Raw genomic sequence first — 15148 nt, 5'->3', positions numbered from 1 at the left:
ATCATACTGGCTACTTAATTCACCAGTATGACAAGTGTTTGGAGAGAGAAATTACATTTCTGTATTTGATACTATAGAACCAACTGTGAAAGAAGTAATGGTAACTCCATTCAATACAAATCCCAATCGATTCCCGCCTGTATACATAGGAACGTTCATCATTTGCATGATCGGATAATAAGACATAGATCCTCTTTCTGTATCCGTGAGTTCCGAACAAGGTTTGTTAAAACCATTTAAGAATCGTGAACCTCCCATTGTGTATTGAAAGTCCAAACAATAAGTTTGAGTTGTTCCTGTTGTTGGAATTGGTGCAGAAACGGAACCACCTTTTCCTGTGTTGCCAAACACACCGGATGCATTTTTATACTGAGTTTGAGCTCCAGCAATTAAACGATAAGTTGGACCACTTAAAGGACTCCCTGTTCCATAGGCAGTGACATCAAGTGAGCTTGATGCAGAGTTCATTATAAAAGAAACTTCGATACTGGTTCCGCCTTTGTTTGTGGCAAGCATCACATCATTAGTTGTAAACAAAACAGATGTACTGCTGGTTCCTGTGGCACCTTTTGTTACTTCACTTTGACTTAAACCTAAATTGGCAAATCCGGCTTCGTCACAAGCAGAGATTGTATATTTGCTTCTTGGTTTACTTTCCACTTGAGTGAGATTACTGGGAATCGCTGCTGTAGTAGAAATAGAACAACCAGGGTTGCTATTAGCTGCTACAAGAAGCGAAAGTAAATTGGAAGTGTTGTTTGCTTCTGTATTTTTTGCTAAACTACATTGTGATAGAACCAAACATACGAGAGAGATGGATAATAAATTTTTAAACATAAAATTACCTTTTTATAGATTCCAAGGACTAAACTTTTCAGATTCGTTAGCCTAATTGATTTTCAAATTTTCCCTTTAAAAGGAACTGATTCATTCTCTAAATTTTAGGAATGGAGTTGTTTTGGCGGTTTGTAAGGTAAGTGTGCGAATCCGTTCTGTAGGTGGGCACCTGCTTGGAATGCAATGATGACAACATCATAAGTGATGTGTGGATTAAATTTTGTATCTGTTGCGAAACTTGGGTTCATGGATTGTGATTGGAGAACTTTCGTTGCTGATTTTTTTTTCGCACAGGAACATACATGAGAACCAGAGTCTTTTGTTAGATGGCAAACGATTCGTTTGGAATTAGGTGAATCCTCTTCTTTATGGATTTCATTTTTGGAGCCATGGTTGCAATGACAAACCATTGAAAGTCGGTACATAGACTGGGCAAGTAATCCAGTTTCCAAAAATAGGATTTTGCCTATAAATGGAAGTAGGATCAAAACCGAGGCTATTTGTAACCAACGTTTCATGGTGATTGAATATCATTCTACAAGGCTCCTCTTTGTTTTTCAATGATCTAAATCAAGAGCATACAAATAACTCAATTGATATAAATCAAATTTCAAAAATTTCTTTTTTGGAATCGTTTAAAAGAAATGAGAAGTGGAATAGTAATCCATAAAGATAAAAACAAAATCGTAATTCCTAAAACTCCATACAAACCGAGTTGTTTTAATAATAACGCTCCCGAAAAACCGAGAAGAGCAGAGGAGCTAGTTTGTAGAATTAGAAGAATTCTGATTAAGTCGATGGGATTGAGTAAGATCACAATGAGAGAAGGAATTTCTATTGGATAATCACCTAAGTATAAACTGAAGATGAATACCAAAGCATCAAAGAAAATAAAAAAGTACAACCAAACTAAAAGTGAAACCGTTAGTACAATTTCTCCTCTTCTAATAAAAGAAGAAATTAAAAATGCAATGGCAACGAATATACAGGTTAAGAAGATTCCAAAAAAAATTAATTCAAAAAATAAAAATAGAAATTTTGGGTCATTAGAAAAAAGAAACAAACCTGGAATTCCAAGTCCGAATAACAGACCTAAGGAGAGAGATATTGTGATTCCTAAATACTTTCCCAAAAAAAGGGAACTTCTGCTAACCGATTTTGATAGTAAAACTTCGGAAAATGGCATCGATTCTAAAAAAGACATTCCTGAGAATGTAATGGAAAATAGTGGGATCACAATGAGAGTTAAGTTCATTGTGCTTACGAGCAAACGAATTCCATTTTGATCCCCAAAAAAACTTAAAATCATCATCACAAGGACAAGTAAGCCGGAGTAGATAAATACCCAACGACTACGTATATTTTCTTTAATTTCGAAAAATAATATCTCTTTCATAGTTTTGTTTTGTATTCCTCATTCCAGAAATTCATCAATGCCTGATCTAAATCAGTTTTGTTGTTTTTGCTAAGGAAATTTATGGGAGAATCATCAATCAAAATGGAACCTTCTGATAAAAGAAGAAATCGATCAGCTAATTCTTGTAATTCTTTTAATATATGGGTTGAAAATATGACAAGAGAACCTTCTTTTTTCTTTTCGACCAAAAGTGATTTTAGTAAATGCGAGATATATGGATCTAAACTTGCAGTGGGTTCATCAATCACATAGAGATCTTTTTTGGAAGAAAAACACTGGAGGATGCTGATTTTTTGTTTGGTTCCCCCAGATAGAGATCCAATTTTTTTATCCATGTGGTTATTTATCTCTAAAATTGATAAAAGGTTTTGAAATCGTTCTTCTTCTACTGGTTCTAGTTTTTTAAAAAAAGAAATTAGTTCTCTCACTTTGATATTTGTTGGGAAACGAGGTGTTTGTGGCATATAACCGATGGTATGTGGTTTTCCATTTTTACTTTGAAATAAAATTTCTCCTGCGATTGGTTGGACCAACCCAAGAATTCCTTTGATAAGGGAACTTTTACCAGAGCCATTGGGGCCAATGATGGAAAGAATATTCCCTGAATCTGTTTGGAAATTTACATCTTTAACTGCAACAGAATTTCTCCCATAACTGATCGTAAGATTTTTTACTTCTATCATATTCTTTCCTTCATCCTTGGATGTTGGTCTTCAAATTCAATTGGTGTTACTATGGGGAATGCTTTTTCGATTCCTTGTAAAAAAAGAACCACTGGAGATTCATAAAGTACCATAAGAAATGGATACACTGCAATCCAGTATCCGAAAAAATGAATGGTTTTATGTGGAATATCTCCAATTTGATCTTTATCTAAATCATATCCCTCATAGTGATCCCAATAATTTTTAGAAAAAACATTGGTGGTTGATTTTGTATTGGTGCTGATATCAAAAACATTATTTATAAAATTGTTATCTATGATTTTATTATAATCTGTATTCCCAAGAATTTTGATCCCCCATCCATTGTTAATAAAATCATTGTTTTGAAAATTGATATTGGTAATTCCATCGGCAAAAACAGCAATTGTATTCCCTTCAAATCGATTTTTGGAAAGATAACTGTCTGCAATATCTTTGAGTAAAATTCCATTGGAACTTTCTCCCCAATTATCCAAAAATTCATTTTCTTCCATAGTGATGTCTTTGCTATACATGACTGCGACACCAGCCGAATTATTTTTGAAAATGTTTTTGTTAAATTGGTTATGACTAGAAAACATAAAATGCATTCCGTAACGAATGTTTTCTTCGGATTCGTTCCCTTCGATTTGTAATTGTTCAGAAAATTCTAAATAAATTCCATCACGATGTTTTTTTAATTTGTTCCCAATAATTTTGTTCTGACTTGCAGACCAAAGGTGAATCCCGTTTCCACCAAGAACTTCGTTTTCTGCATTTCCAATGGAGGTATTGTTTTTCAGTGTGCAATTTGTGGTTTCGGCTAAATAAAATCCATAAACGTTATCTTCTAATCTTAAATTTTCAAAATAACAATCTTTTACTTTTTCAGCATGAACCCCGGCAAATTCACTTAAATCGGAGATTCCACTTCCAATCACTTTTAAATTTTGAATGCGGACTCCATTGGCATATACTCCTAATACATGTTTTTCTTTCAGCCCATCAATCACCACACCATTCTCACCAATGATGGAAATTGATTTGGTGATGGGTAAAAAACCCTCTTTATAGATACCTGATTGGATTTTGATTGTATCTCCATTTTGAGAAAAGGTTATGGCATCCTTTACTTTTTTTATCGTACAATTTGTACATACAGTAATGGTTTTAGAGAATGCAGGATTAATCGAAAAAACGAAAATGAGTATAAAGGAATGGAAAAATAAAGAGTTTTTCCGACCAAGAGGATTCAGATGAATCGTTTGGTTTTGTTTAAGATGTAAATCGGTTTTTTGGCAAACCCATTTAGTTTTGAAATTGAGAAGAATCTTCATGAGTTTTAAAAGCGGCAAGTCCCGCTCCCATTGGTGAACGAATTTTATCGGAATGGATGATGATGGCTTCTTCTTTAGAAATCATTTCTTTTGTATTTAAATAATTGGTAACCCAAATTTTTTCTATTTTTAGATCTTTTTGTTTTTGAAATTGTTCCATACATTCAATGGCATCAAAATGATATCTTTTTCCTTTGTATGTAATGAGTTGGGTGTGGAATCGCATATCCACTATCGACATAGAGCAGTGGCTACATTTTACTTCGCCCACAGTCAATGGTTCTGGACGAACATCCCCACAGCCCATGAGAGCGGCTGCGAGGAAAATGCAAATTAGTTTGAAACTCTTAAGCTGCATTTGTTTTTTTCCTTCGATTTTCATCCCAGAGAATATATACCAATACGACGAGACTTAATCCAAGAATCATACCACCATAAGAAGGATAACTACAAGCAGTAATATTCAACATTACCTTGCAGCCAAGAAGTGGCGGTTGGTAAGCCATTCCTTCTACTATGATTGGTGCTTCCGGATTTAAGTTGTGTCCATAGTTGTATTCCCATCTCCAAAAATCAGAAAGGCCTACAAGACCTACAATGATCAAATTAATAATCCCAAGAATTGCCATCCCCACTTTGGGATAGAGTTCTGTGATAAATGCGCCAAAGATCAGATAACCAAGAACATACGGCATAAAAAGAAGTTCCGGAATGGATTCCGAAACAATTTCCTGCATACCAATGTAGTGGTTCAGAAGATTGATGTTTTTGAGATCATAAGGTGTAGCACCAGTGATTTTGTTAATCCAAATCTGCATTCCAAGCCCTTCAGGATACTGAGGAGCAGCAATCGAAATGGACCAAATAGGAATTAAATAGACTAAAATGAGAACCAAACCGACTCCTAAGATTAGGAGTCGGTTTCTTTTACTTAACGTTTGGAAAAGTAAAGTTTTCATATAGGTTATGGATTCACTCGGATGTACTGTTGCATCTCTTGGTGAAGAGCAGAACAGAAATCTGTGCAATAGAAAGGATACACACCTGGTTTTGGAGCGACCCATTTGAAGGTTCTAGTTTCACCTGGCATGATGAGAAGGTTAGTCATGTTAGGTGCTCCTCCGATGGCAAATCCGTGAGGGATGTCATAATCTTGTTCCAAGTTGGTTACGTGGAAGTATAAAGTTTCCCCAGTTCTTGCTTCAATGATATCCGGTTTGAAATGGGAGCGAATTGCAGTCATGTAGATATGGATTGTACTTCCAAGTCTAACGATTTTTGCATCGTTTTCATTTTTAGTCGCATATGGATGTTTGTTTTCTTCGAGAGGGAAGAGTTTTGCAGTTTTATCCATAATTAACTTTGCTGGAATCATCTGTGAGTAGTGTGGTTCCCCTACAGTTGGGAAGTCTGATAACAACTCAGCTTTACCAGAAGAGATATCATAGAGCTGCGCACTTTGAGGTAACTCCATACCAACAGGTAGATATCGATCTTTTGTAATTTTGTTCATGGCAATGAGATACTTACCATAAGGTTCAGTCGAACTACCACCAACGATCGATAAGTGACCTACACTGTAATAAGCAGGTAAATGTTGTACCACTTCCCAAGTTCCTAGTTTCCATTTTACTACTTCTGAACTTACGAAACAAGAAGTATAAGCATATCCTTGACCGTCGAACTCAGTGTGTAATGGACCAAGGCATGGTTTTTGTACTTCACCAGCAAGTGTGGATTCATACTTAAGAACTGGGATTCCTTCGATTTCAGTCGAGTGATGTTCCTTTTTGTCTTTTACTTCCATCATTTTGCTAAATGAGTGAACTGGAATGACTGATGCTAACTTTCCACCACCAACAATGTATTCTCCAGTAGAGTCAACGTCAGTTCCGTGTGGACTTTTAGGTGTTGGCATGTAATACATCATACCCGGACAATCTTTCGGATTTAACATCTTCACACCGCTTAACTTTGTTGAAACGGCAGGTTTGTTTTCGTCTTTGAAATTGTTTAGGTATTCACCACCAAAATTGTAAGCCTTTCCTTGGTCTTTACATTCTTTAGCACGAACCCAGTTGAATGCTAAGATAAAGTCTTTATCTTTTTTAGAAGCACCGACTTCCAACATTTTGTGAGCTTGTTCAGAGTTGTAACTACTGAAGAAACACCAGTCATGGGATTTCTTTTTACCACAATGTGATAGGTCATAGTTGAATCCTGGAACAAGAACTTGTAATTCGATCGAAAGTCTTCCTGTGTTTTTATCAACTTTTACCATAGTGACAGTTCCTTTGAACCCACCTTTGGAAAAACTGTCGATCGCCACACTTGCTTGTGGAACAGGAACCGAGAATCGAGTAGCAGCCATCAAATACTCTGTGTTTTCAGTAGCAAATGGGGAAGCATGGTTACCGGCAGTGTTTGGTATTTCTAAAATCTCTTTTGTTTCAAAAGATTTTAGGTCAATCCTTGCGAGCCTTGGTGTGTTGTTTGCGTTAAGGAACATCCAACGACCATCTTGTTTACCATCTGTCATAGACGCTTCAACGTGATGGCTATCATCCCATGGCACATAACCATGAGTTGTTTTTAACATGTCTTTGGTTTCTTCGTCAAATCCGTATCCGTTTTCAGGAAAAACGGAGAATACTGGAATGATTTTGAATAGTCGCGCAGATGGAATTCCGTAAACGGACATCTGACCACTAAATCCACCAGATAAAAAGGCGTACACTTCGTCCTTTTCCCCTGGAGCCACATACACTCTAGAAGCAGCATCGGAAGCAAGTGTTGCCGTTGCTGCACCCTTTTTGCAATTCGGAACAAATGCAAAAAGGACAATTCCAAGTGTAACTAGTATTAAATTTGATTTTTTTAACATATCGTTACCTATTTTAAATCCATCTTACGGAAGTATTCGAGGATCTCTCTCGCTTCTTCTTCCTTTATGTTTTGAAAAGTCATTTGAGTTAAGTGTTCACCGAGTAACTCTTGTCCAATGGGATCTTTTTGTGTCATCTCAATTGGGTTTAGAATCATATTCATAATCCACTCTGGAGTTCTGCGGAGTGTTACATCTTGAAGTGCAGGTCCTACAACCTTTTCTTCAAATTTGTGACAAGCGGAACACTTGGCTTCAAATTGTTTTTTACCACGGTCTGCCATAACCTGGTCTAATGCACCGATGGTAACTGATTTTACTGGCCCAATTCCCTTTGAACCAGAGTTAGATGCTGGTGTTTCCTCAGTTTTTTCTCCTCCACAGGATATGATTGTCATTGTTACGAAGAGTCCGAGTAAAACTCCGAACTTCATTCGGAAAGACACTCCGTTTATTTTTGAAAGGTTCATTTTAAATACTCCTTGGTATTTGATTACTTATCATTTCTTTGCAGGAGGTAGTAAAACCGAGTCTACCACATGAATGATTCCGTTTGCTGCTGGAATAGAAGCAACAATGGTTGCGCCATTGATCATTACCTTTCCATTTTTTACGGAAACCTTTGTGTGACTTCCATTGGCCATACCGAGTTCATCATCTTTGCCGGTGAACTCAGACTTCAAAATGGATTCAGTTAAGTTACCCACTACCACATGGTACTCTAATATGTTCTTCAATGCGTCTTTTTGGCTAGGTTTTAGAAGATCATCCACAGTTCCCGCTGGTAACTTTGCAAATGCATCGTTTGTTGGTGCGAACACAGTGAACGGTCCTTGGTTGGCAAGGGAATCAACGAGACCCGCAGCTTGAACAGCCGCGACAAGGGTTGTATGGTCTTTGGAACCTACAGCAATTTTTAGAACATCCTGTTGTGATTTGTCATCTGCTACGGCAGAAATCCCTTTGCCCGCATCGGAAGAATCTGATTTTCCGCAAGAGGCACCGACTAGCGAGAGACAGGTGACAATCGTGATCATTGTGAATTGAAGAATTTTTTTGTTCATTGGATACCGCCCACTTATTGGTTCACCTTCCATTGAATGTCAGAAAGAAAGATTCTGAATTGATCTAAATCAATTCAGTCCGAATCATTTGTGTTGATAATTGTCAATTAGGGGAATGAGAAAGAGAAATACAGTTCGTATATAAATGCGATATAGCAGCTCTTTAGCCTGTTCTCTGGCAGTTTAACGATTCTCTAAAAATAATTTAGAATAATTCTTATTCTAATCTCTGGCTTAGCGAAATCTATAGTCTCGTTGTGGTTTGGATTATTCACTTGTCCTCTTGGGGTGCTGAAAAAACCTGAAAGAACGAGGTTTTCTCATGGTAACACAGTGGGATTCGAAATACGAAACGAATATTTCCGAGATTGATTCTCAACATAAAAAACTCTTTCGTTTGATCAACAATATCGAGACAGTTTACGATGAAAACAAAGAACATCTTTCTACAAAATCTAAGATCCTTGTGGATGCTGTTTCTGAACTAGAGGACTATACACTCAGTCATTTTTTAATTGAAGAACGAGTGATGGAGTTAAACCAATATCCAGAACTAGAAGCACATAAAAAACAACACGACCGTTTCACAGACAAAATTTTAGAATTAAAAAATCGACTGACTACAGGAAACCTTCTTTCCAATGATGAGGAACTCAATCAGTTCTTTGGAGACCTTCTTAAGTTTTTACGTGCATGGTTAACAAATCATATTCTGAAAGAGGATATGGATTATAAACCATATATAAAATTTAATATTTAGAGCTTTCCGTTATACTTTGTTCATTCAAAGTATAACGGGTATTTAGATATTTTTTCAATAAGGTTAGATTTTGCTTTTTTGGCTAAATTGATATCATTACCTTTCATTGTATGCACTTCTTCTAACAATAAATTAATATATTTATGTAATTCTTCGTGTCCCTGTCCTGTCATTGTACATGAAGATAAAATATCATTGATAATGGATGTGATTTGATCTGCTTGTTTATGGTAGTCTTCGATAGACTCATCAGAATTTGCATGGTGAAATATTTCGTTCATCTTCTGAAACCCCATCCTTGTCGATTCATCGGCTGCCCAAGGTTTACCATTGTTTAATTCGGGAAGTTTTGAACCCGTATGTTCATGACATGAGTAAGTCATGCTGAATAAGAATAAAATAAAACCATAACGAATTGATTGGGAAAACTTCATGATACAAACTACCATTCTTATTTCAGGAAAAAATTGATCTAAATCAATGTTGCTATTTTTTTTTATAAAAATAGGGAAGGGAATTTCTATTTGTTGTAGGAAATCACTCGTGCCCAGGCTAACTTCACAAAAGTGATCAAACCTAAAAAAATTAGAAATTTTCCGAGTAGCGCAAAGGATTCAAATGGTAAGATAAATTTTGTTAATAAAAATAAAATTAATCCCAAGTTGTAACTATAGAATAGAAACCAAACTTGCCAGATGGCCCCTCTCGGGTTTTCGGAAAGAAACTTGGGAAACATCCAATAAGCGGTTCCCATAATCAACTGCAGGAAAAAACCCCAAATTAAAATCGAATAATGTAATGGCAAAAGCCGCCAAATCTCCGAAGAAAAAGCGAAGGCTTTGTTAAACATCAAAACGACACCTAAGGAAGTTCCGAGTAAAAGATAAATTAGCGATATACGAATGAACCAAACGGATTGAATCGGAAACATATTTTATTTTTGTCTTTGTGGTTCCAGGCGTGGCCAAATTTCCAAAACGTAACAAAGGATTCCCGTAAATTGTAAAACAATTGAAATTATAAAAGGGAAAATAAAATACTCTTTCTGTTGGTAAATCCAAGGTTCAGAAACGATCCGAAGGATTAAACCCAAGTTCAAAGAAAAATACGCGGTCCAAACAAGGTTACTTCCGTTTTTGGGACTTTGCTTTTTTCCTTTTGGATACATCCAAAGAGATACACCTATAATGATTTGAGTGACCCATCCAAGAGTTATCATATGCCAATAAACAGGCGTTAAATGAATCTCCCAATTGTATTTTGGAAATTCGGAAAGAGCATAAACCAGAACTCCAAACAATAAATACAATAATCCTGATTTGATAAAATATCTTGAAATTTTTGGCATTGGAATTTCTAATTAACCAATTATTTTTCGTTAGAATCAACTTCTATTTTGTAACTAGCATGGCAAGCGACACAATTACGAGTGAGTTCATCCATCTCTTTCAATAGGGTATGAATCTCTTGTTTGTTTCTGATTTTGATAGCGATGGCATCAAATTTTTCGTGAGTTCCAAATCCTAGTTTTTTAAATTCAACGGGGAGTTTTAATAGGATAGTTTTTTCTTGGTGTTCTAAACTCGCAACAAGCCCCATACCGACTGCATCAGCCGCTTTAGCCGCCGTTTCGTAATCTTTGTCTGCCAGTCCACTTAACATACCATTAACAGCCGTAAGTAAGGCTCTCATTTCTGTTAATACCAATTGGCGTTCTGCTGGGGTCAAATGGATTGCCGTTCGATTGTCAAGAGAACGACTTGTACTTCCGAAATAGAAAAAATATCCTAAGGTAATGACAGTAACAATCCAAAGTCCTATTGCAAATTTTCCAATTAATTTTGAATTCATGGTTTCCCCTTTTATATGTTTTGTTCCATTCCGATATAAATGCTAAAAATACTCATTTGTTTATTATAAGAAAATTGGAATGGATGAATTTCTTTATTAGAAAAAACGGCATGTGATAAAGTCCAGTCGGAAGTTTTTCCACCATAAGTTTTTTTAGGAAATCCATACTCACAAGCAATATGAAACGAAGTATCATTCCAAGAAATACTTCCTCCCATTGCAAGATGGTGTTCGATACTTGCCCCCAACATCGGACTCACCCCACTTGCCGGAATGATATTATTACCATAACTATATCCCATTCGGCTCATAAATCGTTCGTTCCATTTGTATTCAAATCCAACTGCCAATATGGTTTGGTTTTTCCAATTCAAGTTGAATTGGAATGTATTGGTTTCAACTCCAATTGGTGTTCTCATCCAAACATCTTCCAATCGAAACTTACTTGTGTTAAAACTCTCTGACCAAGGGATATATTTGATATCAAAATCGATGATAAACTTATCGGTGCGGTAGGAGATCCCCGCTACATGTTTGTCAGGCCAAATCATATAACGAGATACTCTGGTTCCAAAGGATCGTTCTGGCGCATAACCATCAACTTTCATGGTTCCATCCATTGGTAAAAAATTTCTGGTTGTATAGGAATAAGCCACTCGTATGTTTTCTGTTAATTCATAGGAGACGCCAATTTTTCCTCCCATTGTATATGCAGAATCACTTTGGTAACGAATTCCACCAGGAATGGTAAGGCTTCTGGTTTCATCTTGGTAGGTTCTTTTTAATTCCATAAACCCATAAACAAGATCAATTCCTGCTCCTATCGCAAAGTTTCCTTTTTTGTAACCGGCACCAAACGTAGATTTCATGGTCATAAATCTAAAATTTAAATCTTCAACTGCTTTTGTGCTTTCTCCGATGAAGGGAATATTGATTCCAAAGGTTTCATTTAGTGTTCGTCCATCAGGTGTCTGCCGTTTTATATTTTTGAATTGTCCACCACCACCTCCTTGTGCGTAGAGAGCAAATCCAATACTGATATTTTCTGTTACCGGTTTGATAATGCCAATGTATGGTAGAATGGCCCTTGGATGTTCTCTGGTAGAATTTTGGTATGAACGGTTGGGATTTGGATCGATGTATTCATCATTGTATTCGATGGTTGGGAGATGAATGGCAGAACCTAACTCCCATTTGGTCTTTTTAACCCTTGCTAGGTGAGAAGGGTTGGATTCCAAATCCAAAACCGATCCCCCGACTGCTTGGAAGGCTCCCCCCATCCCTGCTTGTCTTGCTCCAAAGGCTGGCTGCATGATCCCGTGGAAGGCTTGGAGTTCTGTTTCCCGAAAGCCTGGCTCCAGGATTAGAATTAGAACGAAAATAGATATGAAAATGCGACTCGAAATCATTTATTTCAAGAAAAAGAGGGAGTCGCAAGTGTCAAGGGGAATTAACGACTAGAAAATGGAGAACCCACGGGAAACAAAAATACCAAAAATGGCAATGGTTACAGAAACAAGTAGGTTAAACCTTCCAAAAAAAGAAGAAGTTTTTCTATACCGTTCAAAACGTACGGGATCGGATGTGAGATAAGTAAAAGTTTTAGGTCCGGTGACAAAATCGTGATACAAAGAAGATAAAAATAAAACTGTGAACAAACCAATTTTAGTCATAAACATAAATCCAATGTTAGATGTCCATAGTTCCCAATTCAGTCCATTTTGAAAAAAACCTTTTAAATATAAAATTCCTATTCCTGAAATAATAAATATAGAAAATAAATAATAAGAAATATTTCGAAATTGAATCGCTGTGAGTTGTAGTAATCTAAGTTTTTGTTCTTTTAGTTCTGGGTTCCGAATGACAGGAATAAAAACGATCACATAAAAAATCATTCCTCCTACCCAAATCATTGCTGAGAGAACATGAAAGATTAAAAAGAAAAAGTAAAGGAACATGATAACTTAAAATTAAAAATATGGATCTATTTGTCGTTTCCTTTTTTGATTTTAGAAACAATCTAAAATTCTTTCTATATATTTTTCCTTTTGAGAAATGAGGATTCTTTTGGGATGGATTTAGAGTGAGTCCCAGATGAGAAAAATTCCAGAATTATTACTACCTGCAGGAAATTTAGAAAAATTAGAAATTGCTTATCTTTATGGTGCGGATGCCGCTTATTGCGGAGTGCCTCGGTTTTCGCTGCGAGCCAGAGAAAATGATTTTACGATGGAAAATTTGGAAAAGGGAGTCGCACTCGCAAGGCAACTTGGTAAAAAAATTTATTTTACAGTCAATAACATTCCAAGGAATTCAAAACTGCCTTCTTATCCTAAGTATTTAGATCAAATGGCAGTTTTAAAACCAGATGCTTTGATCATGGCAGATCCAGGACTAATTCTCATCACAAAAGAATCTCATCCCGAAATTGACATTCATATATCGGTTCAAACTAACACGATGAATTATGCGGCTGTTAAATTTTGGAAAAAGTTTGGCGCCACTCGTGTGATACTTTCACGTGAAGTTTCTATTTCTGAAATTGCTGAAATTAAAAACCAAGTTCCTGATATGGAAATCGAAGTTTTTGTTCATGGGTCGATTTGTATTGCTCATAGTGGTCGTTGTTTTATGAGTAATTATTTTAAAAAACGAGATGCCAATCAAGGTTCTTGTAACAATGCATGTCGTGATTTGTATAAAGTGTTTGTCACAAATCCCAAACAGAACGATGAACCTATGGAACTCATTACTGATGAAGAAGGAACTTTTTTAATGAATTCGAAAGACTTACGTGCGATTGAATTTTTACAAGAGTTATGTGATGCTGGTGTTGATTCTTTGAAAGTAGAAGGTCGGACAAAAAATGATTATTATGTAGGAATGGTGGCTCGTAGTTACAGGAATACATTAGATAACATTGCACGAGGAGAAGGTTTTGATCGAAAGTGGTTAGAAGAATTGGATAAAGTTTCTTCTCGGAAATATTTTTCTGGTTTTTTAAGTCGTGGGATGGAAGACAAAATTCCTGAAGAGGAAAGGGACTTTCAAAACAATGAATTTGGTACTAGTTTGCAAATGAGCCAAAAGTATGCAGGTTTAGTAAAAGAATATAAACCGGATACAAAACGCATAGTGATTGAAGTTAAAAATAAAATCCAAAAAGGCGATTTGATGGAAGTCATCACTGCCATTGATTCTAACCCTACAACCTTCACAGTAGACCAAATTTTTTATAAACAAAATCCAGTAGAAGTGATTAGCGGTGGGATGGGAACAGTGGAGTTGGAAGTTCCTTTTGCCATTCCTTCGAAGTCGTTTTTAAGCAAAAAAATATAAGGATTTTTTGGTGTTGGACTGGCCCTAAAACTTGAGAAACTTTTCGGTGAGAACTGTTAAGTGTAAATAGAAACAAGTAGGGTCTTTCGTGAAAAAATTGATTAAATTGATGATCTTCATTTCTTTTGCCTTTCTTTTACAGTGTGGCAAGGAATCTAACGGGGAAACTTCTGCACCAGCGGAAGAAATGCGTTCTATTGACATGCCGATGGAGAAAAAAATGGCTCCTGGTTCTTCAGGTTCGCAAGAAGCCGTAGAACCACCGTCAGTTGAAAACCAACTCGGACAGGTATTTGTTCCCATCCAAAACACCTCAGAGCGATTACTCGAATACCAAGTTCAATTAAGTTACCAAACTCATGATTTGATTAAAACTAGGAAAGATATTCTTGGTTTCATTACAAAGTACGGTTATATTGAAAGTAGTTCCGCTGTCAATACGGACGCACCTTATATGAGTTTACGAATTCATATAAGGTCTGAAAAATTATATGAGGCTTTGATTGAATTAGATACGTATGGAGTGTTACTCAGTGAAGATATAGCAACTGTGGACCATACAGAAGGAATGGTTTGGCAAAAAGTAAAATCAAACCGTGAAAAAATTCGTTTAACACGACGAACGAGTGCAAACAATCAAACTTCAGCTAATTCAAAAAATTGGCAGGCGATTGAGGAAGCTCTAACGGATAGTGAAAACAATTTGGATCATGCAGAACACGAAATTTGGAAAATAAAGGACAAAGTTAAATGGGCCACGTTGAGCATCAATTTTTCGAGTCCGATTCCTCCAGATAAAATTCAAGTTCCTACATATAGAAATGCTTTTGTTGGGATTTTGAACGTATTTTTAGAATTAACCTACTATTTGATTTGGATGATTCCCTTTCTTTTGGTGGCAGTGGTTATCTATTTTCCCATAAAAAAAATTTACAAAAAGTTCCAGAAGTAAAAATGGCTTTGTAAATCATTTAAT

The 15148-nt window shown here is 36.2% G+C and carries 19 protein-coding genes; 3 read left to right on the top strand and 16 right to left on the bottom strand.

Annotation, left to right across the window (positions count from 1 at the left end; genetic code table 11):
• Positions 1 to 51 precede the first annotated feature (51 nt).
• The 10 genes from CLV96_RS09150 to CLV96_RS09105 form a co-directional block, all read right to left on the bottom strand.
• Positions 52 to 837, bottom strand: coding sequence for a hypothetical protein (locus CLV96_RS09150; RefSeq protein ID WP_134151926.1), 786 nt, complete (start codon positions 835 to 837; stop codon positions 52 to 54).
• A 104-nt stretch (positions 838 to 941) separates the two neighbouring features.
• Entirely contained in the window at positions 942 to 1355 is a 414-nt protein-coding gene (locus CLV96_RS09145) for an LIC_11090 family protein (protein ID WP_134151924.1), read from the bottom strand.
• A gap of 92 nt (positions 1356 to 1447) precedes the next feature.
• Complete coding sequence (locus CLV96_RS09140) at positions 1448 to 2233, bottom strand: ABC transporter permease subunit (RefSeq protein ID WP_134151922.1); 786 nt, start codon at positions 2231 to 2233, stop codon at positions 1448 to 1450.
• On the bottom strand, positions 2230 to 2937 hold the full coding sequence (locus CLV96_RS09135) for an ABC transporter ATP-binding protein (RefSeq protein ID WP_134151920.1): 708 nt from the start codon (positions 2935 to 2937) through the stop codon (positions 2230 to 2232). The genes CLV96_RS09140 and CLV96_RS09135 overlap by 4 nt, the downstream gene beginning before the upstream one ends.
• Entirely contained in the window at positions 2934 to 4274 is a 1341-nt protein-coding gene (locus tag CLV96_RS09130; RefSeq protein WP_420813669.1) for a nitrous oxide reductase family maturation protein NosD, read from the bottom strand. The genes CLV96_RS09135 and CLV96_RS09130 overlap by 4 nt, the downstream gene beginning before the upstream one ends.
• Positions 4246 to 4632, bottom strand: coding sequence for a nitrous oxide reductase accessory protein NosL (locus CLV96_RS09125; protein WP_134151916.1), 387 nt, complete (start codon positions 4630 to 4632; stop codon positions 4246 to 4248). The genes CLV96_RS09130 and CLV96_RS09125 overlap by 29 nt, the downstream gene beginning before the upstream one ends.
• Complete coding sequence (locus tag CLV96_RS09120; protein WP_020776609.1) at positions 4622 to 5233, bottom strand: hypothetical protein; 612 nt, start codon at positions 5231 to 5233, stop codon at positions 4622 to 4624. The genes CLV96_RS09125 and CLV96_RS09120 overlap by 11 nt, the downstream gene beginning before the upstream one ends.
• 5 nt (positions 5234 to 5238) lie before the next feature.
• Positions 5239 to 7158: a Sec-dependent nitrous-oxide reductase gene (nosZ, locus tag CLV96_RS09115; RefSeq protein ID WP_134151914.1), complete on the bottom strand. Its 1920-nt coding sequence runs from the start codon at positions 7156 to 7158 to the stop codon at positions 5239 to 5241.
• Between the two features lie 8 nt (positions 7159 to 7166).
• The gene (locus tag CLV96_RS09110; RefSeq protein ID WP_134151912.1) at positions 7167 to 7628 is read right to left on the bottom strand and encodes a c-type cytochrome; all 462 of its coding nucleotides are present in this window, start codon (positions 7626 to 7628) and stop codon (positions 7167 to 7169) included.
• Positions 7629 to 7658: 30 nt separating this feature from the next.
• Complete coding sequence (locus tag CLV96_RS09105; protein WP_134151910.1) at positions 7659 to 8255, bottom strand: fasciclin domain-containing protein; 597 nt, start codon at positions 8253 to 8255, stop codon at positions 7659 to 7661.
• A 289-nt stretch (positions 8256 to 8544) separates the two neighbouring features.
• Between CLV96_RS09105 and CLV96_RS09100 the strand changes: the two genes are divergently transcribed.
• Entirely contained in the window at positions 8545 to 8982 is a 438-nt protein-coding gene (locus CLV96_RS09100) for a bacteriohemerythrin (protein ID WP_134151908.1), read from the top strand.
• A gap of 20 nt (positions 8983 to 9002) precedes the next feature.
• Here the strand turns inward: CLV96_RS09100 and CLV96_RS09095 are convergent, their stop codons facing one another.
• From CLV96_RS09095 to CLV96_RS09070, 6 genes are all read right to left on the bottom strand, one after another.
• Positions 9003 to 9416: a hypothetical protein gene (locus CLV96_RS09095; RefSeq protein WP_134151906.1), complete on the bottom strand. Its 414-nt coding sequence runs from the start codon at positions 9414 to 9416 to the stop codon at positions 9003 to 9005.
• Between the two features lie 86 nt (positions 9417 to 9502).
• Positions 9503 to 9913: a heme-copper oxidase family protein gene (locus CLV96_RS09090; RefSeq protein ID WP_020776796.1), complete on the bottom strand. Its 411-nt coding sequence runs from the start codon at positions 9911 to 9913 to the stop codon at positions 9503 to 9505.
• Positions 9914 to 9916: 3 nt separating this feature from the next.
• Positions 9917 to 10330: an NnrS family protein gene (locus CLV96_RS09085; protein ID WP_134151903.1), complete on the bottom strand. Its 414-nt coding sequence runs from the start codon at positions 10328 to 10330 to the stop codon at positions 9917 to 9919.
• Positions 10331 to 10350: 20 nt separating this feature from the next.
• Positions 10351 to 10833 carry a hypothetical protein gene (locus CLV96_RS09080; protein WP_020776048.1) on the bottom strand — a complete coding sequence of 161 codons (483 nt, stop codon included), beginning with the start codon at positions 10831 to 10833 and terminating at the stop codon, positions 10351 to 10353.
• Between the two features lie 11 nt (positions 10834 to 10844).
• Complete coding sequence (locus CLV96_RS09075) at positions 10845 to 12242, bottom strand: OmpP1/FadL family transporter (protein ID WP_134151901.1); 1398 nt, start codon at positions 12240 to 12242, stop codon at positions 10845 to 10847.
• Between the two features lie 48 nt (positions 12243 to 12290).
• Positions 12291 to 12791: a hypothetical protein gene (locus tag CLV96_RS09070; RefSeq protein ID WP_134151899.1), complete on the bottom strand. Its 501-nt coding sequence runs from the start codon at positions 12789 to 12791 to the stop codon at positions 12291 to 12293.
• A 136-nt stretch (positions 12792 to 12927) separates the two neighbouring features.
• On the opposite strand from CLV96_RS09070, the gene CLV96_RS09065 reads away from it, so the two are divergent.
• A complete protein-coding gene (locus CLV96_RS09065) occupies positions 12928 to 14172 on the top strand; it encodes a U32 family peptidase C-terminal domain-containing protein (RefSeq protein WP_134151897.1) in 1245 nt (414 codons plus the stop codon).
• A gap of 109 nt (positions 14173 to 14281) precedes the next feature.
• Positions 14282 to 15124 carry a DUF4349 domain-containing protein gene (locus CLV96_RS09060; protein ID WP_134152007.1) on the top strand — a complete coding sequence of 281 codons (843 nt, stop codon included), beginning with the start codon at positions 14282 to 14284 and terminating at the stop codon, positions 15122 to 15124.
• Positions 15125 to 15148: the final 24 nt, after the last annotated feature.

Source organism: Leptospira meyeri, from assembly GCF_004368965.1.
GTDB classification, from domain to species: domain Bacteria; phylum Spirochaetota; class Leptospiria; order Leptospirales; family Leptospiraceae; genus Leptospira_A; species Leptospira_A meyeri.
Note: the sequence above shows the minus strand (reverse complement) of the source record. Positions and strands in the feature narration are given on the sequence as shown.

Bases quoted from the DNA above. Each gene is read 5' to 3' on its own strand.
- CLV96_RS09150 (WP_134151926.1), bottom strand. From the start codon at position 837: ATGTTTAAAAATTTATTATCCATCTCTCTCGTATGTTTGGTTCTATCA.
- CLV96_RS09145 (WP_134151924.1), bottom strand. From the start codon at position 1,355: ATGAAACGTTGGTTACAAATAGCCTCGGTTTTGATCCTACTTCCATTT.
- CLV96_RS09140 (WP_134151922.1), bottom strand. From the start codon at position 2,233: ATGAAAGAGATATTATTTTTCGAAATTAAAGAAAATATACGTAGTCGT.
- CLV96_RS09135 (WP_134151920.1), bottom strand. From the start codon at position 2,937: ATGATAGAAGTAAAAAATCTTACGATCAGTTATGGGAGAAATTCTGTT.
- CLV96_RS09130 (WP_420813669.1), bottom strand. From the start codon at position 4,274: ATGAAGATTCTTCTCAATTTCAAAACTAAATGGGTTTGCCAAAAAACC.
- CLV96_RS09125 (WP_134151916.1), bottom strand. From the start codon at position 4,632: ATGCAGCTTAAGAGTTTCAAACTAATTTGCATTTTCCTCGCAGCCGCT.
- CLV96_RS09120 (WP_020776609.1), bottom strand. From the start codon at position 5,233: ATGAAAACTTTACTTTTCCAAACGTTAAGTAAAAGAAACCGACTCCTA.
- nosZ (WP_134151914.1), bottom strand. From the start codon at position 7,158: ATGTTAAAAAAATCAAATTTAATACTAGTTACACTTGGAATTGTCCTT.
- CLV96_RS09110 (WP_134151912.1), bottom strand. From the start codon at position 7,628: ATGAACCTTTCAAAAATAAACGGAGTGTCTTTCCGAATGAAGTTCGGA.
- CLV96_RS09105 (WP_134151910.1), bottom strand. From the start codon at position 8,255: ATGGAAGGTGAACCAATAAGTGGGCGGTATCCAATGAACAAAAAAATT.
- CLV96_RS09100 (WP_134151908.1), top strand. From the start codon at position 8,545: ATGGTAACACAGTGGGATTCGAAATACGAAACGAATATTTCCGAGATT.
- CLV96_RS09095 (WP_134151906.1), bottom strand. From the start codon at position 9,416: ATGAAGTTTTCCCAATCAATTCGTTATGGTTTTATTTTATTCTTATTC.
- CLV96_RS09090 (WP_020776796.1), bottom strand. From the start codon at position 9,913: ATGTTTCCGATTCAATCCGTTTGGTTCATTCGTATATCGCTAATTTAT.
- CLV96_RS09085 (WP_134151903.1), bottom strand. From the start codon at position 10,330: ATGCCAAAAATTTCAAGATATTTTATCAAATCAGGATTATTGTATTTA.
- CLV96_RS09080 (WP_020776048.1), bottom strand. From the start codon at position 10,833: ATGAATTCAAAATTAATTGGAAAATTTGCAATAGGACTTTGGATTGTT.
- CLV96_RS09075 (WP_134151901.1), bottom strand. From the start codon at position 12,242: ATGATTTCGAGTCGCATTTTCATATCTATTTTCGTTCTAATTCTAATC.
- CLV96_RS09070 (WP_134151899.1), bottom strand. From the start codon at position 12,791: ATGTTCCTTTACTTTTTCTTTTTAATCTTTCATGTTCTCTCAGCAATG.
- CLV96_RS09065 (WP_134151897.1), top strand. From the start codon at position 12,928: ATGAGAAAAATTCCAGAATTATTACTACCTGCAGGAAATTTAGAAAAA.
- CLV96_RS09060 (WP_134152007.1), top strand. From the start codon at position 14,282: ATGATCTTCATTTCTTTTGCCTTTCTTTTACAGTGTGGCAAGGAATCT.